19 protein-coding genes are annotated in these 17,376 nt (G+C 69.7%); 9 read left to right on the forward strand and 10 right to left on the reverse strand.

Features of this window, described 5'->3' with window-relative positions:
* Window positions 1-67 precede the first annotated feature (67 nt).
* The 3 genes from VFF46_RS09435 to VFF46_RS09445 are packed head-to-tail and all read right to left on the reverse strand — an operon-like array spanning window position 68 to window position 2,563.
* Window positions 68-796 carry an ABC transporter ATP-binding protein gene (locus VFF46_RS09435; protein WP_325036667.1) on the reverse strand — a complete coding sequence of 243 codons (729 nt, stop codon included), beginning with the start codon at window positions 794-796 and terminating at the stop codon, window positions 68-70.
* Window positions 797-851: 55 nt separating this feature from the next.
* The gene (locus tag VFF46_RS09440; protein WP_325036668.1) at window positions 852-1,886 is read right to left on the reverse strand and encodes an NAD(P)/FAD-dependent oxidoreductase; all 1,035 of its coding nucleotides are present in this window, start codon (window positions 1,884-1,886) and stop codon (window positions 852-854) included.
* A complete protein-coding gene (locus VFF46_RS09445; RefSeq protein ID WP_325036669.1) occupies window positions 1,883-2,563 on the reverse strand; it encodes a TetR/AcrR family transcriptional regulator in 681 nt (226 codons plus the stop codon). Before VFF46_RS09445 ends, VFF46_RS09440 begins: the two co-directional genes overlap by 4 nt.
* Before the next feature lie 115 nt (window positions 2,564-2,678).
* On the opposite strand from VFF46_RS09445, the gene VFF46_RS09450 reads away from it, so the two are divergent.
* Window positions 2,679-3,545, forward strand: coding sequence for a phosphotransferase family protein (locus VFF46_RS09450; protein ID WP_325036670.1), 867 nt, complete (start codon window positions 2,679-2,681; stop codon window positions 3,543-3,545).
* On the opposite strand, the gene VFF46_RS09455 is transcribed toward VFF46_RS09450, so the two are convergent.
* Window positions 3,526-4,512 carry a hypothetical protein gene (locus VFF46_RS09455; protein ID WP_325036671.1) on the reverse strand — a complete coding sequence of 329 codons (987 nt, stop codon included), beginning with the start codon at window positions 4,510-4,512 and terminating at the stop codon, window positions 3,526-3,528. The two genes, VFF46_RS09450 and VFF46_RS09455, sit on opposite strands and share 20 nt — an antisense overlap.
* A gap of 92 nt (window positions 4,513-4,604) precedes the next feature.
* On the opposite strand from VFF46_RS09455, the gene VFF46_RS09460 reads away from it, so the two are divergent.
* Window positions 4,605-5,213, forward strand: coding sequence for a TetR/AcrR family transcriptional regulator (locus VFF46_RS09460; RefSeq protein WP_325036672.1), 609 nt, complete (start codon window positions 4,605-4,607; stop codon window positions 5,211-5,213).
* On the opposite strand, the gene VFF46_RS09465 is transcribed toward VFF46_RS09460, so the two are convergent.
* From VFF46_RS09465 to VFF46_RS09475, 3 genes are read right to left on the reverse strand one after another with little or no spacing between them, the layout of a single operon-like run.
* The gene (locus tag VFF46_RS09465; RefSeq protein WP_325036673.1) at window positions 5,203-6,105 is read right to left on the reverse strand and encodes a carbohydrate ABC transporter permease; all 903 of its coding nucleotides are present in this window, start codon (window positions 6,103-6,105) and stop codon (window positions 5,203-5,205) included. The two genes, VFF46_RS09460 and VFF46_RS09465, sit on opposite strands and share 11 nt — an antisense overlap.
* Window positions 6,102-6,980 carry a sugar ABC transporter permease gene (locus VFF46_RS09470; RefSeq protein ID WP_325036674.1) on the reverse strand — a complete coding sequence of 293 codons (879 nt, stop codon included), beginning with the start codon at window positions 6,978-6,980 and terminating at the stop codon, window positions 6,102-6,104. The genes VFF46_RS09465 and VFF46_RS09470 overlap by 4 nt, the downstream gene beginning before the upstream one ends.
* Window positions 6,980-8,278, reverse strand: a complete 1,299-nt coding sequence (locus VFF46_RS09475) for a sugar ABC transporter substrate-binding protein (protein ID WP_325036675.1) — start codon at window positions 8,276-8,278, stop codon at window positions 6,980-6,982. The genes VFF46_RS09470 and VFF46_RS09475 overlap by 1 nt, the downstream gene beginning before the upstream one ends.
* 88 nt (window positions 8,279-8,366) lie before the next feature.
* Between VFF46_RS09475 and VFF46_RS09480 the strand changes: the two genes are divergently transcribed.
* Both VFF46_RS09480 and VFF46_RS09485 read left to right on the forward strand, forming a co-directional pair.
* Complete coding sequence (locus tag VFF46_RS09480) at window positions 8,367-9,383, forward strand: LacI family DNA-binding transcriptional regulator (RefSeq protein WP_325036676.1); 1,017 nt, start codon at window positions 8,367-8,369, stop codon at window positions 9,381-9,383.
* A 40-nt stretch (window positions 9,384-9,423) separates the two neighbouring features.
* Window positions 9,424-10,584: a glycosyl hydrolase gene (locus VFF46_RS09485; RefSeq protein WP_325036677.1), complete on the forward strand. Its 1,161-nt coding sequence runs from the start codon at window positions 9,424-9,426 to the stop codon at window positions 10,582-10,584.
* A 20-nt stretch (window positions 10,585-10,604) separates the two neighbouring features.
* Here VFF46_RS09485 and VFF46_RS09490 read toward each other — a convergent pair whose 3' ends face one another.
* On the reverse strand, window positions 10,605-11,318 hold the full coding sequence (locus VFF46_RS09490; protein ID WP_325036678.1) for a TetR/AcrR family transcriptional regulator: 714 nt from the start codon (window positions 11,316-11,318) through the stop codon (window positions 10,605-10,607).
* 140 nt (window positions 11,319-11,458) lie between these two features.
* Here VFF46_RS09490 and VFF46_RS09495 point away from each other — a divergent pair, with 140 nt between their 5' ends.
* Genes VFF46_RS09495 through VFF46_RS09505 form a run of 3 tightly spaced genes read left to right on the forward strand, consistent with a single transcriptional unit; the run spans window position 11,459 to window position 15,145 of the window.
* On the forward strand, window positions 11,459-11,884 hold the full coding sequence (locus VFF46_RS09495) for a DUF1707 domain-containing protein (protein WP_325036679.1): 426 nt from the start codon (window positions 11,459-11,461) through the stop codon (window positions 11,882-11,884).
* Window positions 11,881-12,624 carry an ABC transporter ATP-binding protein gene (locus tag VFF46_RS09500; RefSeq protein ID WP_325036680.1) on the forward strand — a complete coding sequence of 248 codons (744 nt, stop codon included), beginning with the start codon at window positions 11,881-11,883 and terminating at the stop codon, window positions 12,622-12,624. Before VFF46_RS09495 ends, VFF46_RS09500 begins: the two co-directional genes overlap by 4 nt.
* Before the next feature lie 28 nt (window positions 12,625-12,652).
* The gene (locus tag VFF46_RS09505; RefSeq protein WP_325036681.1) at window positions 12,653-15,145 is read left to right on the forward strand and encodes an ABC transporter permease; all 2,493 of its coding nucleotides are present in this window, start codon (window positions 12,653-12,655) and stop codon (window positions 15,143-15,145) included.
* A gap of 54 nt (window positions 15,146-15,199) precedes the next feature.
* Here the strand turns inward: VFF46_RS09505 and VFF46_RS09510 are convergent, their stop codons facing one another.
* Window positions 15,200-15,694: an SseB family protein gene (locus VFF46_RS09510; RefSeq protein ID WP_325036682.1), complete on the reverse strand. Its 495-nt coding sequence runs from the start codon at window positions 15,692-15,694 to the stop codon at window positions 15,200-15,202.
* 81 nt (window positions 15,695-15,775) lie between these two features.
* On the opposite strand from VFF46_RS09510, the gene VFF46_RS09515 reads away from it, so the two are divergent.
* Together VFF46_RS09515 and VFF46_RS09520 are read left to right on the forward strand one after the other, a co-directional pair.
* A complete protein-coding gene (locus tag VFF46_RS09515) occupies window positions 15,776-16,264 on the forward strand; it encodes a hypothetical protein (RefSeq protein ID WP_325036683.1) in 489 nt (162 codons plus the stop codon).
* Window positions 16,251-16,925, forward strand: a complete 675-nt coding sequence (locus tag VFF46_RS09520; protein ID WP_325036684.1) for a hypothetical protein — start codon at window positions 16,251-16,253, stop codon at window positions 16,923-16,925. Before VFF46_RS09515 ends, VFF46_RS09520 begins: the two co-directional genes overlap by 14 nt.
* Window positions 16,926-16,973: 48 nt before the next feature.
* Here the strand turns inward: VFF46_RS09520 and VFF46_RS09525 are convergent.
* Window positions 16,974-17,376: oxidoreductase (locus VFF46_RS09525; protein WP_325036685.1), on the reverse strand; the 403-nt coding region annotated here is incomplete at its 5' end.

Genomic DNA, 17,376 nt, shown 5'->3' on the forward strand with positions numbered 1-17,376 from the left:
CGTCCCAGGGTGCGCCGCGCCGTACGGCGGGCCAAGCGCAAGGCCAGGACCCAGTCGTTGAGGAGTTTCACTGCGGAGCCTCCAGCAACACGTCTGCGTCCGGCAGGGCATCCGTCTGACCGTCGATGCGGCCGTCGCGCAGGTAGATGACACGGTCCGCCCACGCAGCGTGCCGTGCGTCGTGGGTGACGAGGACACCAGCGATACCGTGTTCATCGCAGCGGTCACGGAGCAGCTGCAAGACGGCTTCGCCGGTGCTGGAGTCGAGTGCGCCGGTCGGCTCGTCGGCCAGCAGCAGGCGGCGCTCACCGACAATGGCCCGGGCGATGGCGACCCGCTGCCGCTGGCCACCGGACATGTCGTCCGGGAAGCGGTCGGCGAGGTCTTCGATGTCGACCTCGGCCAGCGCCGCCCGGGCCTGCTTGCGAGCGGCCCGGGTCCGTACGCCGTCCAGCTCGAGCGGGAGCGCGACGTTCTCCGCCGCGGTGAGCGCGGGGATCAGGTTGAAGTCCTGGAACACGTACCCGATCAGCCGCCGCCGGACCGCCGCCACCGCGGTCGCACTCAGCGCGGTGAGGTCGTTGCCGTCGACCAGCACCTGCCCGCCGGTCGGCCGGTCGAGCCCGCCGGCGCAGGTCAGCAGCGTCGACTTGCCCGACCCCGACGGCCCCATCACCGCGACCAGCTCCCCCGGCCGCACCGTGAGCCCCACACCCCGCAACGCCTGCACCGCCTGCGCGCCGTCCCCGTGGACCCGGGTCAGGTCACGCACCACCAACCCCTGTTCGATCGCCATGGATACTGAGTATGCATACCCGGTATCCATGGCGCAAACTTGATTGACCTCGCAGCTAGAAACCGCGGAAGAAATTGACCAGGCCGGTCGGTGCGTCCGGAGCGAAGATGACGTCGAGATTCTCGGCCGATTCGAGGGCGGCCCGTTCGCCGCGAGTGAAGAGCGCCGACTCGTAGCTGGCCACGGGCTCGCCGGCCAGCAGGGTGGCAGCCAGTTCGGCGGCGTCCTGGAGCGCGAGGTTGGCGCCCTCGCCGGCGAACGGGGACATCAGATGCGCTGCGTCCCCGAGCAACGTGACACCCGGCACCGGCTTCCACTGGTGCCCGACCGGCAGCGCGTGGATCGGCCGCAGGATCGGTTCGCCGTCGGCCTCCCGGATCAGCCGGAGCAGCCCGTCGTCCCAGCCGGCAAAAGCGTCCTCCAGTTGCGCACGGGTGATCGGCGCATGCTCGGCCGCCCGGTACGCGGCGTACACGTGCAGGCGATCCGGCTCCCGGTGCGCCAGCAGCCCGCGCCCGTCGGACAGCGCGAACATCGACCCGCCACCGACCAGCTCGCCACTCTCCGGATGCCGTACGTCGGGATCGAGCAGGTCCAGCTCCGCGAACGAGATCCCGGCGTACCGCGGCACCGCGTCCGACACCAGCGACCGCACCTTCGACCACGCGCCGTCGGCCCCGACGATCAGGTCCACGGCATCCCCGAGCTGCAGCTTCCCGTCGACCACGTCCACCTTCGAACCCCAGCGAATCATCCCGTCGGGCAGGCTGCCGATCAGCAGGTCCCGCAGGGCCTTCCGATGTACTTCGGGCCGTCCGTTGCCGCCGTCGTCCGCGTGCCGCAGTACGGCGTGCTTGTCGTACACCTTCATCGCGTCGCCGCCGGGCAGCACCAGCGGCAGGAAGTCGTCGTACAGCCCGGCCGCACGCAGCGCCACCTGTCCGGAGTCCTCGTGGATGTCGAGCATCCCGCCCTGCGTGCGCGCCGCCGGCGACGCGTCCGCCTCGTACACGACGACCTCGACGCCGTTGACGTGCAGAATCCGGGCCAGCGTCAGTCCACCGAGCCCAGCACCGATGATCGCGATCATGCCGACACACCTCCCGTGCGTGGAGTGCCGAGCACCCCGTTGATCAGTACGTTGATCCCCCAGGCCAGCCGCTGCTCGCCCGGCCCGCTGAACAGGTCCTCGCCGAGCGCAGCAATCCGCGGATGCGTCTCCGGCTCCACCGCGAGCAACGCCGCCCGCGCAACACCCCAGGCCTCCGCGTCGTCCCCACCTGCGTGCTCAGCAGCCGTTGCTGTTGCCAGCTGCAGCAGGAGGTCCACACCCCACGCCGCCTGCGCCGGTGGCACACCACCCTCGTCCAGCAACGCCAGCAGGCCCTCAACAAGCCGCAGGTAGTTCTCCCCCGCCGGCCGAGCCGCCACAGCCGACTGCGCGAGGCTCGGGTACTCAAACAGGACCTGTGTGTACGACGTGAGCACCGCCGCGACCCGCTCCCGCCAACCACCCGCAGCCGTCACCGCCGACAGGTCCACCGCCGCCAGCAGGTCGTCGAGCACCGCACCGTGCAGGAGCGCGGTGTTCCGGAAGTAGACGTACAACGACGCCGGCCCGGTATCCAGCTCCTTCGCCAGCCGCCGCATCGTGACCCGGTCCATCCCCTCGGCCCGCATCACCTCAACCGCCGCCGCGACAATCCCCCGCCGCGACAACGCCACCTTCGCGGGCCGCTCCCGCCTACTCCTCGGTTCCTCAGTCACCTCTCCACCTCACTCCCGCCTCTCAGGCGCTCTTCCATCATAACGAACATGTTCGTTACGAACAAGTTCGTGAAATCCAGTCGGCCGTTCGGCGCGGCGCGGGTACGGTCGCGCCATGCCCGATCTGCCGCCCCCTGTTCCGAAGCTTGATGCGCGGGTGTTGCTGGAGGCGGTGAATGGCCGGACCGGTGCTGGGCTGGAGTTCGTCGGGCGGGCGGCCGGCGGGCAGGTGGGGGCGGCGTTCGTGCGGTGGCCGGACGGGCGGGATGCGGTGCTGACCCGCGGGTCCGGCGGGATCGACGAGGTGCGGCGGACGGCGGAGGTGCTGGCGGCGGCGCGGGCGCGCGGGCTGCCGGTTCCGGAATACCAACTGCTGGCCGACCTGGGAGACGCCGTCGGGGTGGTGCAGGAGCGGTTGCCGGGACGGCCGCCGCAGAAGGTCGACAGGCCGTTGCTGGAGGCAATGATCGCGCTGGCGGACCGGTTCGCCGGGATCGCACCCGCGCTGCCGGCGCCCCCGTTGTACCTGCTGGAGAGCGGGCCCGGATACTGCCTGCACGAATCCCTCGAGCGGTACGACGACCGCACCCGCAGGCTGCTCGGCCGGATCCACGAGATCGGCCGCGCCGAACCCGAGGGGATGACCGGCGACGACCTCGTCCACCTCGACTTCCACACCGCCAACGTGCTGGTCGACGACACCGGGAACCTCACCGGCATCGTCGACTGGGACGGCATCGGCCGTGGCGACCGGCACTTCGGCCTGGTCACGCTCCGCTTCGACGCCCACGTCCGGATGGCCGGCGCCGACCTCGGCTGGTTCGACGAACTCCTGGAAAGCAGGCTGTCCCCCGGCGCCCTCCGTCGCTACTGGGCGCACATGATGCTCCGCCAGGTCGACTGGTCCATCCGCCACCACACCGCCGCCGACGTCACGCTGTGGCTCGACTTCGCCGAAGACCCTAGCTTTCGAGGAGTGTGAAGAGTTCCTCAGGCGTCCAGCGCCGCGAGGTCAGGCCTTGTTCGTGTGAGTAGCGCAGGAAGGTGTCCAGCGTGGACCGGTTCGCCGTGAAGCCGTACGGCGGCCACCAGTCCGCCCCGAACAGCTCGCGGTTCTCCTCGAACAGCCGGTCGACCCACGGGATCATCGTGCTGACCTCGAAGATCCTCCGGTCCGCGGCGTACCGGCGCATCGCGACCGCACGCGCCTCGACGAACGCGTCGTACGTCGCCCGGACCAGCTCCGGCTGCCGCTCGGCCAGATCCCGCGGCATCACGACCGTGTGCATCATCGGGAAGATCCCGGTACGCCGGTAGTAGTCCCGCTCGACGGCCGGGTAGTCCGGGAACAGCCGGACCACGTCGGGCGCCGTACCGTCGAGGACGTTCTGCGGGACGTTCGCGGTGAACAGCGCGTCGATCCGGCCGTCGGCGAGCATGGTCGCGAGCGCATCGTCGGCCTCGCGGATGTCCACGCCGGCCGGACGCGGGTGCGAGGTGAACGGGAACGGCGGCATCGGCTCGTTCAGCCCGCCGATCAACCAGCGGTTGGCGGCCGGGTCGAAGCCGTGGTCGTCGGACAGCGCGCCCTTCGCCCAGATCCCGGAGTCCTGCCCGTACATCCCGAACTCGCCGATCGTTCTGCCGACCAGGTCCTCCGGGCCGCGGATCCCGCTGTGCCGGTTCACGAAGACGCAGCTGTGCCGGAAGATCCGGTTCGGGAAGACCGGCAGCGCGACGAACGGCCGGTCGCCGTCCTCCATCGACCGCAGCAGGTACGTCAGCCCGAGCTCGGCGACGTCGAACTCGCGCTTCGTCAGCATCCGCTCGAACACGTCGATCACGGTCGGCGCGGCCTCGTACGTCGCGTCGTACCCGGTGATGCCGGCCGTGCCGTCGAGCAGTGCCTGGGTGGTGTCGTAGCGGTAGCAGCACACCGTGAGTGCCATCTCGATCAACCTCCACACAGCGAATGAGTATTCACCATGTACCCGGATCCGGGTGATTGTCAACGCGAATCAGCATTCACTATGATGGCCGGATGCCACGCCTGACCGAGGCCCGACGGGTCGCTCGCCGTACCGAGATCGTCGCCGCGGCGCGCCGGTGCTTCGCCCGGGACGGGTTCCACCGGACCTCGATGGCCGACATCGCGGCCGAGGCCGGCCTGTCCGTCGGCGCGGCGTACCGGCACTTCGCCGGCAAGGAGGAACTGGTCCTGGAGATCTCCGGCCAGGCCTTCCACGCGCTGTTCGGGATCGACGAGTCGGCCGCCGGGCCGACCACCCCGGCGGAGTTCGCGACGACGGCGGCCGAACGCTTCGCGCCGGGCGCCGTCCGGGACGTCGACGGCGCCGAGGTCCCGATCGACGAGCTGATCCGGTGCGGCATCGAGAGCTGGGCCGAGCTCGTCCGCCACGACGGCATGCGCGCCCGCGCGATCGCCGGGTTCGACGAGGTCCGCGGCCGGATCGCCGAGGACCTGCGTCGCGGCCAGGAGGACGGGCTGGTCCGGCAGGGCCTGGACCCGGAGAACGCGGCCCGCGTCCTGATGGCCCTGCTGCACGGCTACGTACTGCAGTGCGCCGCCTTCGAACTGACCGACACCGGACCGTTCGTCGAAGCGATGCGTGACCTGCTCAGCCCTTGACCGCGCCTTCCTCGACGCCCTTGAAGAAGAAGCGTTGCAGCGTGGCGAACACGATCACGATCGGGATGAAGGCGATCATCGTGCCGGCCGCGATCAGGCGGGGGTTGTTGCTGAAGGTGCCGGACAGGTACTGCAGGCCGACGGTCAGCGTGTACTTGTTCGGATCGGTGAGCACGATCAGCGGCCAGAGGAAGTCGTCCCAGGCGCCGATGAACGCGAAGATCGCGATCACGCTGATCGTCCCGCGCACCGACGGCAGGCCGATGTACACGAACCGCTGCCAGGCGTTCGCGCCGTCCACGATCGCGGCCTGGTCGACCTCCAGCGGCAGCGCGCGGAACGCGTTGTACATCAGCAGGACGTTCAAGGCGCCGATCATGCCGGGCAGCGCGACACCGAACAATGTGTTCGCCAGCCCGAACTCCCGGACCGTCACGTACTGCGAGATGATCGTCACCTCGCCCGGCAGCACCAGCGTCGCGAGGAACAGCCCGAGGACGATCTTGCGGCCGCGGAACTGCAGCCGGGAGATCGCGAACCCGGCCAGCGACGCGCCGATGATGTTGCCGCCGACAACCAGGAACGCGACCACCAGCGAGTTCCGCGCGTAGTCGAGGACCGGGATGGTGTCGGTGACCTCCTTGTAGTGGCTGAACGTCGGTTGCGCCGGGAGCAGCCGCGGGATCCGGGTGTAGATGTCCTCGCCGGATCCCTTCAGCGACGTCGACAGCTGCCACAGGAACGGCCCGATCGTGATCAGCAGCACGAACACCAGCAGCAGGTAGCGGACCACCTTCTCCCGCGGCGACACCGTGTTGAACCCGAACGAACGGGAACGCCGGGCCGGTGGGGCGGTTGCCGCTTCCGCCGGCCGTTCGGTGACAGTCGTCATGCTTCGGCTCCTCGGCGGTTGAGACGCGCCAGTACCAGCATCGGTACGACGGTGACGAAGAACAGCACGATCGACAGCGCCGACGCGTACCCGAGGTTGCCCTCGAAGCCCTGGCTGTACTGCTGGATCAGCATCACCACCGAGTTGTCCCGTCCGCCCGGGCCGCCCTTGCCGCCGCTCAGGATGAACAGCTCCGAGAACACCCGCAGCGCGGACACCGAGATCAGGATCGAGATCAGGATCATGGTCCCCCGGACGCCGGGAATCGTCACGTGCACGAACCGCCGCAACGGACTCGCGCCGTCGACCGCGGCCGCCTCGTGCAGCTCGCGCCCGACGTTCCCGAGGGCGGCCAGGTAGATGATCATGTAGTACCCCAGCCCCTTCCAGATCGTCAGACTGATTGCGCTCAGCAACAACAGCCACTGGTCGGACAGGAACGGCAGCGGCCCGGAGATCACGCCGAGCTTCTCGGCCAGCCCGTTCACCAGGCCGCGGTCATCGAGGATCCACTGCCAGATCAGCGCCACCACGACCGCGGACGCCACGACCGGCGTGTAGAACGCCGTACGGAAGAAGGTGATGCCGGGCAGCTTCTTCTCGACCAGTACGGCGAGCAGCAGCGGCAGGACCGTGAGGAACGGCAGGCAGACCACCATGTAGATGACGCTGTTCAGCAACGCCCAGCGCAGCTGCTCGTCGTGCAGCAGGGTCTCGAAGTTCTTCAGCCCGACGAAGTGGCCGCCGCCGATCGGCCTGGCGTTGGTGAACGACAGGATCACGGTGTTGATCGACGGCCACAGGTTGAACACCAGCAACCACGTGAGTGCCGGAATCACCAGCACCCACGGGGTGAACCACCGGTTGTAACGCATCAGGAGGTGAGCAGCTGGTCGGCCTTGGCCACCGCGGCGTCGAGGGCGGCCTGGGACGAGATCTTGCCGGAGATCGCCAGCGAGATCTGCTGCCCGATGAAGTCGTTGGTCGCGCCACTGATCACCGGCGGCTGCAGGTTCTTCGCCTTGGCCAGCGACTGGAACGCGAGCACCTTCGCGTCGCTCTCCGGCGTACCGTCGGACTTCGAGAAGTACGGGTCCTGCGCGGAGGCCTTGGTGGACGGGAAGATGTTCACGATCTTCGCGAACGCGGCCTGGTTCTCGGCGTTCGTGACGAACCGGGCGAGCGCGATCGCGGCGGCCTGGTTCTTGGTCTTGGCCGACACCGACAGCCCCTGCACGTACAGCGGCGGCGTGTCCAGCGCGGGCGACGGGACGACCTTGCCCTTCAGCGACGGGTTGTCCTTGACGAAGTCCTGGATCGCGTTGCCGCCGCCGGTGGTCCAGGCGACCTTGCCCTGGGTGAACAGCTTCGAGTTGCCCAGGTACTCGTTGGTCAGGATGTCACGCGGCATGTACCCGGCCTTGTAGGCGTCCCGGTACTTGTCCAGCAGCGCCGCGGCCTCGGGGGTGTTGAAGACGAACTTCTTGCCGTCGTCGGACAGGATCTTGATCCCGGCGTTGGTGAAGTCGCCGATGCCCGGGAGCCGGCTCATCAGGTATTCCTTGCCGCCGGTCTTGTCGTGCATGGTCTTCGCGGCCGCGAGCAGCTCGTCGAAGGTCTTCGGCGGGTTCTTCACGTCCAGGCCGGCCGCGGCGAACTTGGTCGCGTTCCAGTAGTCGATGTCGGTGTTCAGGTACCACGGGTAGCCGTAGGTGCCGTCCATGCCCTGGTACTCGTACGCCTGCACGCCGCCCTCGACGTACTCGTCCTTGATCTTCGGGTCCGCGGCGGCGACGTCGAGCAGCATGTTCTGCTTGGCCAGGCTGAGGGCGAAGTCCGGCGGCAGGTTGGTCACGTCCGGGAGCTGACCGGCCGACGCCTGGCTCAGCACCTTCTTGTCGTAGCCGTCGCCCGGCTGGTCCAGCCAGGTCACGTGCGTGCCGGGGTACTTCGCCTCGAACGCCTTGATCACGCCCTCGACGTACGACGTGAACTTGGGCTTCAGCGCCCAGGTCTGGAAGCTGACCTCACCCGTCACCTGGGCGTTCGCGCCCACGGTCGGCTTGGATCCGCCGCTGCTGCTGCCGGAGTCCTGGGAACCGAGGCCGCAGCCGGCGAGGGTGAGAGCGGCCGCGGCAAGAACTGCCACGAACGCCGGACGGCGTCTACGCATGGGGATCTCCTGGGTTTGATAAACCGGTATAGCTCCCGAACTATCCACATCGTAGAATCCGCTGTCAAGGGTGTGGGAAGGTGACGAGATGGCGAGACCGACGATCGCGGACATCGCGACCAGGGCCGGGGTGTCCAAGGGCGCGGTGTCGTTCGCGCTGAACGGGCGGCCGGGGGTCAGCGACGCGACCCGGGAGCGGATCCTGAAGATCGCCGAGCAGATGAGCTGGCGGCCGCACAGCGCGGCGCGGGCGCTCGGCGCGTCCCGGGTGGACTCGGTCGGCATGGTGATCGCCCGGCCGGCCCGGACGCTCGGCGTCGAACCGTTCTTCGCGCACCTGCTGTCCGGCGTACAGTCCGGCCTGTCCGCGGAGTCGATCTCGCTGCAGCTGCTGATCGTCGAGGACACCGCGGGCGAGATCGAGGTGTACCGGCGGTGGGCGTCGGAGCACCGGGTGGACGGCGTGATCCTGGTCGACCTGACCGTGAAGGACCCACGGGTCGACGAGCTGAAGGCGCTCGAGCTGCCGGCCGTGGTGATCGGCGGCCGCGGCGGCAAGGGCGCGCTGGCCTCGGTGTGGGCCGACGACCGGGACGCGATGCTGGCGATCGTCGAGTACCTGGCCGCGCTCGGCCACCGGCGGATCGCACACGTCGCCGGTACGCCGAACTTCCAGCACACCCAGCGCCGGATCCGCGCGGTCCGGGACGCGGCGCCCCGGCTCGGGCTGCTCGACGCGCCGTCGCTGACCACCGACTTCAGCGACGCGGAAGGCGCCGCGATCACCCGCAAGCTGCTGTCCCAGCCGGACCGCCCGACCGCGATCGTCTACGACAGCGACGTGATGGCGGTCGCAGGCCTCGGCGTCGCGATGGAGATGGGCGTCGCGGTGCCAGGCGAGCTGTCGATCGTCGCGTTCGACGACTCGATCCTCACGCAGCTGATGCACCCCGCGCTGACCGCCCTGTCCCGCGACACCTTCGACTTCGGCCGCCAGGCCGCCGAGGTGCTGCTGGACACCATCGCCGACCCGACCACGGTCATCAACCGCCGCACCGCCGATCCGGTGCTCACGGTCCGCGAGTCCACGGCTCCACCCGGCTGATGTTTGCGCTGGCGTCCTAAACCGATTTAGCATCCTCGGCATGGCTTTGCAGACCACCACGCCCCGGTTCGGGGCGAACTACGTTCCGTCGGCGGGGTGGTTCTACAGCTGGCTCGACTACGACGGTGCCGCGGTCCGCCGCGACTTCGCCGACCTGGCCGGGATGGGCCTCGACCACGTCCGGGTGTTCCCGGTCTGGCCGTGGATCCAGCCGAACCGGGCGATCATCCGCGAGCGCGCGATCGCCGACCTGCTGGACACGATCGACGCCGCCGCCGAGTACGGGCTGACCGTCGCGGTCGACCTGATCCAGGGGCACCTGTCGAGCTTCGACTTCCTGCCGTCGTGGATGCTGACCTGGCACCGGAGCAGCCTGTTCGAGGACCCGACCGTCCGCGAGGGGCTCACGGCGTACGTCGACGTCGTGGCGCGCGCGGTGGCGACCAAACCGAACGTCTTCGCGATCACGCTCGGGAACGAGGTCAACAACCTCTGGCCGGACAGCTCCACCACCGCGGAGACCTCGACGGCGTGGGCGCGGGACCTGCTGGGCACGCTGAAGAAGGCGGCGCCGGACGTCCTCGCGCTGCACTCGGTCTTCGACGACGCGTTCTACAAGGGCGACCACCCGTTCCTCCCGGCCGACGCCGTGGACCTGGGCGACCTGACGACCGTGCACTCGTGGGTGTTCAACGGGGTCTCCCGCGTGGACGGTCCGCTCGGCCCGGCGACGCTCACGCATGCCGACTACCTGATCGAACTCGCCCGGTCCCTCGCGCCGGAACGGCCCGTCTGGCTGCAGGAGGTCGGCGTACCGGGGCCGGACATTCCCGTCGACCTGCAGGCCGAGTTCACCCGCCGTACGGTCTCCAACGTGCTCACGAATCCGGCGCTGTACGGCGTCACCTGGTGGTCGTCGCACGACATCGACCGGCGGCTGCTCGACTTCCCGGACCGTGAGTACGACCTCGGGCTGTTCACGGTCGACCACCAGCGCAAACCGGCCGCGCAGGCGCTCGCCGAGCTGATCGCCGACGTCCGGCTGAACGGCGTACCGCAGCAGGAGCCGGTGACCACGTTGCCCGCGCCGATCGACCTCCGGGCCGAACCGGACCGGCGCGCGGAAGTTGCCCCCGGCAGCGAATTCCACCGGCAGTGGGTCGCGGCCCGCGCGAACGGCCCGGTGCGGATCATCTCGTGAGGACCTGACGCAGCTCCCGGTTACTGCTGCGCGATCAGCGCCTCGATGCCGTCCAGGATCCTGGCCAGTCCGAACTCCAGGTCGTCGTCGAGCTCGTCCTCGTACTCCGAGTTCAGGTACAGCGACGCCACCGTCCGGTAGTCGCCCTCCAGCAGCCGCGGCACCAGGAAGCGGCCGACCTGCTCGGCCTGGACCGGGGTGTTGTCGCTGGCACCGAGCTGTCGCGCGAGGCTGGCGTAGCTGCGCACGTACCCGTCCAGCAGCATCAGACAGCCGAGGTTGTCGTGCTGGCTCAGCCCGGTCCCGGCGAGCGCGGCGAGCATCACCTCGACCCAGCGCAGGATGCGCGGCGTGGTGGGCGCGCCCCGGATCGGTACGTCGAGCAGCCACGGGCGGTCGGCGTACTGCTTGACCTGGGCATCGACCCACGCGATCGCGGCCGGCCTCCAGCCCTTCGGGAGCTCCGGGGGCGAGGCGACGGCCGCGTCGTGGACGAGCACGATCAGCTCCTCCTTGGAGCGGACGTAGCGGTACATCGCGTTCGTGGTGACGCCGAGCCGGGCCGCGATCCGCTGCAGCGAGATCGCCTCGAACCCGTACCGGTCGCCGAACTCGATGCCGGTGGCCACGATCTGCTCGACCGTCAGGGCCGGCTTCGGCCCGCGCCGCTGGACCGGCTGCACGCCCCAGGCCAGGGCCAGCCCCGGTGGCAGCTCCCCCTGGTCCTCGGTCATACCTCCCATCCTGTCGTACGCCGGCGACGCCGGAAAGGGGTGCTAGCACCACCTGGAAACGGGTCCTGAGCACCGGGTAGATGAAACTGTTCAACCCTTACGCTTTTTCACATCGGAACCCGCTGAAAGGACCAACTCTCATGAACAACTTGCTCGAAGCACTGATCACCCCGGACCAGGTCGCACTGACCGACGCCGACCGGAGCGCGGCGATCGCCCGGCTGGAGAGCGCCGTACGGCAGGCCGTCCTCACCCCGTCGCAGGCGAGCGACCGGCAGGACCGGGTACTCACGGCCCGCACCCGCGGCGAGCTCCGGAACATCCTGTCCGATGTCGCGAACGCCGCCCCGCCGCGCGGGCTGACGCTGGCGCTGCAGGCGTTCAGCGGTGTCTGGCTGGTCGCTTGTGTGGTCCAGTTCGTGGTCTGGCTGGCGCTGGCCGTCTTCGGTCACTTCGACGGGCCGTGGTGGCTCTGGTCGGACCTCGGCCTCGGCGCGATCGTGGCGATCCTGTGGTGGACCAACGAGTCGTACCACCGCAAGAGCGATGTGCTGGTGGCCGCGTGAACGCGCCCGTGCAGCTCACCGACGTACGCAAGGTGTACGGCACCGGGCCCGGCGCGGTCGACGCGCTGGCCGGTGTGACGTACGGATTCGCGGCGGGGACGTTCACGGCCGTGATGGGGCCGTCCGGGTCCGGTAAGAGCACCTTGCTGCACTGCGCAGCGGGGCTCGATACGCCGACGGCCGGTTCGGTGGAGTTGGCCGGGCAGTCGTTGCAGGGGCTGGACGAGACGGCGTTGACGGAGTTGCGGCGGGAGCATGTCGCGTTCGTCTTCCAGTCGTTCAACCTGATGCCGGCGCTGACCGTGCGGCAGAACGTCGTACTGCCGATGACGCTCGCCGGAAAGCAGCCGGACGACGCGTGGGTGAGCGAGGTGATCCGGCGCGTCGGCCTCGGCGAACGCGTCCGGCACCGGCCGAGCGAACTGTCCGGCGGACAGCAGCAACGCGTGGCGATCGCGCGGGCGCTGGCCGGTCGGACGGCGATCACGTTCGCGGACGAGCCGACCGGTGCGCTGGACACGACCACCGCGCTCGAGGTCCTCACCCTGCTCCGCGACCAGTCCCGTCAGCTCGGTCAAACCATCGTGATGGTCACCCACGACCCCGTCGCCGCGTCGTACGCCGACCGCGTCGTGTTCCTCGTCGACGGCCGCATCGTCTCCGAGTCCACCACCCCCACCCCCGAATCCGTGGCCGCCGAACTCGCCCACCTCAGCACCACCCGCGCCGTCGCCAACTGACTTCACTTTTCCTGAGGGAGACCTGCACATGTTCCGCCTCGCCGTCACGACTCTGCGGTACCGGACCGCCGCGTTCCTCGCGATCTTCGTCGCGGTCCTGCTCGGCGGGGCGCTGCTCAGCGCCGCCGGCGGCCTGCTCGAAACCGGCCTCCGCCTGAACGCCCCACCCCAACGCCTCTCCGCCGCCCCCATCGTCGTCACCGGCGACCCCGCCTACCACCCCCCGAACGGCAGCGGCTCCGCCGCCCTCCCCGAACGCCACCGCCTGGACCCGTCTCTGACCACCAAACTGGTGAGCACGCCAGGCGTGGAAAAAGCAGTCACGGACAGATCCTTCCCGGCTGTACTCACATCCAGCACGGGCGGCGACGGTGGTGCAGTCGGGGCCGGTGGGGTGCTGGCTGGGCATGGGTGGGGGTCTGCTGGTCTGACGCCGTACCGGCTGACCAGCGGGCAGGCTCCCCGCGCCGGGCAGGTTGTGCTGGACAAGCGATTGGTGGGGAACGCGAAACCTGGTGAGCGGGTGATGATCACCGTGGGTGGTGAGCCGCGGGAGTTCGTGCTTGCGGGTACGGCGGTTGCTGAGCATCAGGTCGAGGTACCGGCGATCTTCTTCGCGGACGCCGACGTCCCGGCGGGCGTGGACGCGATCGGGGTGTTCCCGGCGGACGGGACCTCGGTGCGCGACCTCGTCAAGCGGCTCGACCTGCCGGCCGGTGTGAAGGCGTACACCGGTGACGAGCGGGGCGTCGCGGAGTTCTCCGGGATCGCGACCAGTCTGCCGTTGATCATCATGTCCGGCGTGTTCGGCGGCATGGTGGCCGTGGTGATGGCGCTCGTCGTCTCCGCCACGATCGGCCTCTCGGTACGCCAGCGCCGCCGCGAGCTGGCGCTGCTCCGCGCCAGCGGTGCGACCCCGCGCCAGGTCGGCAAGATGGTGATCGCCGAGACCATGGTGGTCGGCGTCCTCGGCCTCGTCCTCGGACTGCTCTGCGGCCGGATCGCCGGCACCTGGATCTTCGGGATGCTGGCCGACGGCGGCATCGTCCCGCCGCAGCTCCGCTTCGACCAGGGCCCGCTCCCGTTCGCCGGTGCCGCGCTCCTGACCTTCGCCGTACTGCGGATCACCGTCGGTTTCGCCGCCGCCCGCGCGGCCCGGATCCGCCCGATCCAGGCGCTCGCCGAGGCCGCCGTACCGACCGTCGCGCTCGGCCGCGTCCGGCTGATCATCGGCCTGGTGTTCGCCGGTGCCACGGTGGCGATCGCGCTGTCCACCCCGTTCATGGGTCCGGCCAACGCCGCGGCGATCGGCGGCCCGGCCGGGCTGACCGGTTCGATCGCGGTCGCGGTCCTCGCCCCGCTGGTGATCCAGCGCGCCCTCATCCCTCGCATCACCCGCCTGGTCGAGAAGCGCGGTACCAGCGGCGCCCTCGCCGTGATCAACCTCCGGGTCCGGGCGGTGCAGTTCGGCGCGATCCTGGTACCGATCACGATCGCCACCGCGATTGCCGTCGGCAACATCTACTCGCAGACCACGCAGCAGCAGGCGGCCGTCGACGCGTTCACGAAGAACCTGGCCGGCGACGTCGTGATCAGCTCCACCGCGGGCGGCATCCCCGCCTCCCTGACCGCGGCGGCCCGGACGATGCCCGGCGTCACCACGGTCTCGGAACTGGTCCGCAGCAAGGGCTGGATCGAGGCGCCGTACGACACGTCGCACACCAGCGACGCGTGGCCGCTGCTCGGGCTGAGCGGCCCGGTCTACAAGGACAAGGTGACGAAGGGTTCGCTCGACGACCTGACCGGCGACACGATCGCGATCCCGCCCGGTACGGCGAAGAAGCTCAAGGTCGACGTCGGCTCGGAGCTCGGCGTACGGCTCGGCGACGACGCGCTGGTCAAGCTGAAGGTGGTCGCGCTGGCCGAAGGACCGTCCGGCTACGAGTCCCTCCTGCTGCCCGCGCAACTGCTCGCCGCGCACACCACGACCGGCCTGCCGAGCCAGCTCGTACTGAAGACCGACAACGAGAAGGCCGTCCTCAAGACCGACCTGTCCAAGTGGCCCGGTACGTCTATCGGTGGGCGGAGCGTGCTCGCCGACGGGCTGGACACCGGGCTCGGCGTGGACGCGTGGATCGGGTACCTGCTCGCCGCGATCGCGGTCGCGTACACGGCGATCGCCTCGATCAACACGATCGCGGTCGCGGTCCTGGACCGGCGGCGCGAGTTCGGGCTGCAGCGGCTGACCGGGTCGACGCGGCGCGAGGTCTCCCGGATGCTCGGCCTGGAGGGGCTGCTGATCGCGGCGCTCGGGCTGGTCGCGGGACTGGTCACGGCGGCGTTCACGGTGTTCCCGATCGCGGTCGCGACCCGCGGCTGGCCGCTCCCGTCCGGCCCGGTGTGGATCCTGCTCGCGTGGGTGGCCGTCGTACTGCTCCTGGTGCTGCCGACGACCGCGATCACCGGCCGGATCGCGATGCGCGCCAAGCCGATGGACGCGCTCTCCTCCCCGGTCGGCTGAGCTTTCCGGAAAGAATTCGTCGCCAGGCGGCAACTTCTTTCCGGAAAGGCGGGGTCAGGCGGGCTCGACCCAGGCGTAGCCGCCGTCTTCCAGGCGTACCACCTGGAGGCCGGCGGCCAAGCGCCGTACGTCGTCGGTCTCGATCACGCCCGCCGCGGGACCGGCGACGTCCAGGACGATCGCGGCCGCGCCCTCCTGGATCGCCGCGGTGGCGACCAGCTTCGTCTCGGCGGGCATCGGGCGCGCGTCGGCGCTCCAGCGGGCCAGGCTCTCGGTACCGCTGAACGCGAGCAGTGCGTTCCGCCCGTCCTGCCCCTGCAGCAGCGCGACCGCCATGTCAGAGGTCTTGTCGTGCGCGAGCCCGTTCTCGTCGTACTCGAGCTCGCCGAGCATCGCCACCACCGGCACCAGCAGCCGGGCCCGGGTGAGCGCCGCGAGCACCGCGCCGTCGTCCCCCGCGGCGAGCGCCGCCGCCAGCGCCGGATCCGCCGACCCGTCGTCGTTGTCGAACCCGGTGAAGGCCAAACGCCGCTCTGGTTGCACGTCCATATTCTCCCCGACAGCTGTTTCAGGGGTACGTCAGGGCTGTTCCCCTCTTGGATCGCGGGCCATCTGTGCGAGCCTGGACATGTGCCTACTTACGACGCTTCGACGCTACTGCCGCTCTGTGCAGGCTTGACGCTGCTCGGACTGATCGGCTCGTGGTTCGCCTGGCGGCGCCGGGGGATCGCGGCAGGGACGCGCGGAGTGGCCTGGTCGCTGCTGCCGGTGTCCCTGTACATGACCGGCCTGCTGAAGGTGCTGTGGGACGTAGTGCGCTCGGTCGTGAGCTGGGCCGCCCACCTGATCTTCTCGCCGACTGTCTGGGCCGGGGTCGCGCTGTTCGGCGTCTCCGTCGTGCTGTACGTCGTGTCCGGCGTCGCCCGCGGCCGCACCCCGAAGGCACCGAAAGAGAAGAAGCCCGCCTCGCCCGCGGGAGAGCTGACGCGAACCGGCCCCGCGCCGGCGTCGGCCACCACCGCTCAAGCTGCCAAGCCGTCAAAGGGGAAGGCGAAGCAGCAGGAATCGTCGGAGTTCGACGAGATCGAGGACATCCTGAAGCGCCATGGAATCAACTGACAAGGCCCTTGACCACGGCCCGAAACCCCTGACCATCGACTCGCTGCTGGACAACGTCCAGGCGGGCGCCCCGCAGCTGGGCCGGACCCGGCTGATCGGCATCGACGGACCGGCCGGCTCCGGCAAGACCACCGTCGCCGCCGCCTTCGAGGCCCGCGCGAAACTGCGCGACCTGAACACGTACGTCATCCACATGGACGACCTGTACGACGGCTGGACCGGGGCCGAGCGTGGATTCGCCCTGCTCCGCGACCACGTCCTGCAACGGCTGGCCGACGGCCGCGAGGGACGGTACCGCCGGTACGACTGGTACAAGGGCGCGTACGACGAGCTGCACGTCGTACCGAACACCGTGGACCTGCTGATCGTCGAAGGGGTCACCGCGTGCGACCGGGACGCGGCGCACTGGCAGTCGCTGCGGCTCTGGGTCGAGACGTCGAACGAGGTCCGGCTGGACCGCGGGATCGAACGCGACGGCGAGGCGCTCCGCGATCACTGGCTGGAGTGGATGCGCTGGGAGCGCGACCACTTCGCCGAGCAGGCGACGCGGTCCCGCGCGCATGTGATCGTCGACGGGAACTCGTCGGTGCCGTTCGACCCGGCCCTCGAGGTGGTCACGACGGCGGTGGCGTTACCTCTTCACGATTCGGCTGCTTCCTGACGGTGATCAGCCGCGCCTGCGGGTGGTGCGTCCATCTCGGCCGGTTGGTCACGGGTGCAGGCCGTCCCACGACCATCGCACGACAGCCTGGCCGTCCTTGATCTCCTCGCCGTTGTGCTGGTACATCGTGTTGAAGGTCGCCCACGCGAAGTAGTCGTGCAGCACCTGGCGGACCCGCGGGTCGGTCAGCCCGGCGTTGGTCATCGCCTGGTCGAAGCAGTCGATCGCGAGCCGGTTCATTTCGTCGTGCTCACCGTTCCCGGCGTGCCGACGCTGGACATCAGCCTCGGTGCCGTACTTCGTCGTGTATGCCGGCGGCCCGCCGAGGGCCTCGGCCCAGTACGACGCCAGCCGTTCGACGTGATCGGGCTTCACCTCGTTGTGGAACGCGTGGCTGACGACCGGATCGGCCATCACCAGCTCGTGCCACGCGGCCGCCAGCCGCTGCAAC

Origin of the sequence: Kribbella sp. (genome assembly GCF_035655035.1) — a bacterium.
Classification (GTDB): Bacteria; Actinomycetota; Actinomycetes; order Propionibacteriales; family Kribbellaceae; genus Kribbella.

Excerpts from the sequence above, each read along its gene's own strand:
- VFF46_RS09435 (WP_325036667.1), bottom strand. The coding sequence starts at position 796 with ATGGCGATCGAACAGGGGTTGGTGGTGCGTGACCTGACCCGGGTCCAC.
- VFF46_RS09440 (WP_325036668.1), bottom strand. The coding sequence starts at position 1,886 with ATGATCGCGATCATCGGTGCTGGGCTCGGTGGACTGACGCTGGCCCGG.
- VFF46_RS09450 (WP_325036670.1), top strand. The coding sequence starts at position 2,679 with ATGCCCGATCTGCCGCCCCCTGTTCCGAAGCTTGATGCGCGGGTGTTG.
- VFF46_RS09455 (WP_325036671.1), bottom strand. The coding sequence starts at position 4,512 with ATGGCACTCACGGTGTGCTGCTACCGCTACGACACCACCCAGGCACTG.
- VFF46_RS09460 (WP_325036672.1), top strand. The coding sequence starts at position 4,605 with ATGCCACGCCTGACCGAGGCCCGACGGGTCGCTCGCCGTACCGAGATC.
- VFF46_RS09465 (WP_325036673.1), bottom strand. The coding sequence starts at position 6,105 with ATGACGACTGTCACCGAACGGCCGGCGGAAGCGGCAACCGCCCCACCG.
- VFF46_RS09470 (WP_325036674.1), bottom strand. The coding sequence starts at position 6,980 with ATGCGTTACAACCGGTGGTTCACCCCGTGGGTGCTGGTGATTCCGGCA.
- VFF46_RS09475 (WP_325036675.1), bottom strand. The coding sequence starts at position 8,278 with ATGCGTAGACGCCGTCCGGCGTTCGTGGCAGTTCTTGCCGCGGCCGCT.
- VFF46_RS09480 (WP_325036676.1), top strand. The coding sequence starts at position 8,367 with ATGGCGAGACCGACGATCGCGGACATCGCGACCAGGGCCGGGGTGTCC.
- VFF46_RS09485 (WP_325036677.1), top strand. The coding sequence starts at position 9,424 with ATGGCTTTGCAGACCACCACGCCCCGGTTCGGGGCGAACTACGTTCCG.
- VFF46_RS09490 (WP_325036678.1), bottom strand. The coding sequence starts at position 11,318 with ATGACCGAGGACCAGGGGGAGCTGCCACCGGGGCTGGCCCTGGCCTGG.
- VFF46_RS09495 (WP_325036679.1), top strand. The coding sequence starts at position 11,459 with ATGAACAACTTGCTCGAAGCACTGATCACCCCGGACCAGGTCGCACTG.
- VFF46_RS09505 (WP_325036681.1), top strand. The coding sequence starts at position 12,653 with ATGTTCCGCCTCGCCGTCACGACTCTGCGGTACCGGACCGCCGCGTTC.
- VFF46_RS09510 (WP_325036682.1), bottom strand. The coding sequence starts at position 15,694 with ATGGACGTGCAACCAGAGCGGCGTTTGGCCTTCACCGGGTTCGACAAC.
- VFF46_RS09520 (WP_325036684.1), top strand. The coding sequence starts at position 16,251 with ATGGAATCAACTGACAAGGCCCTTGACCACGGCCCGAAACCCCTGACC.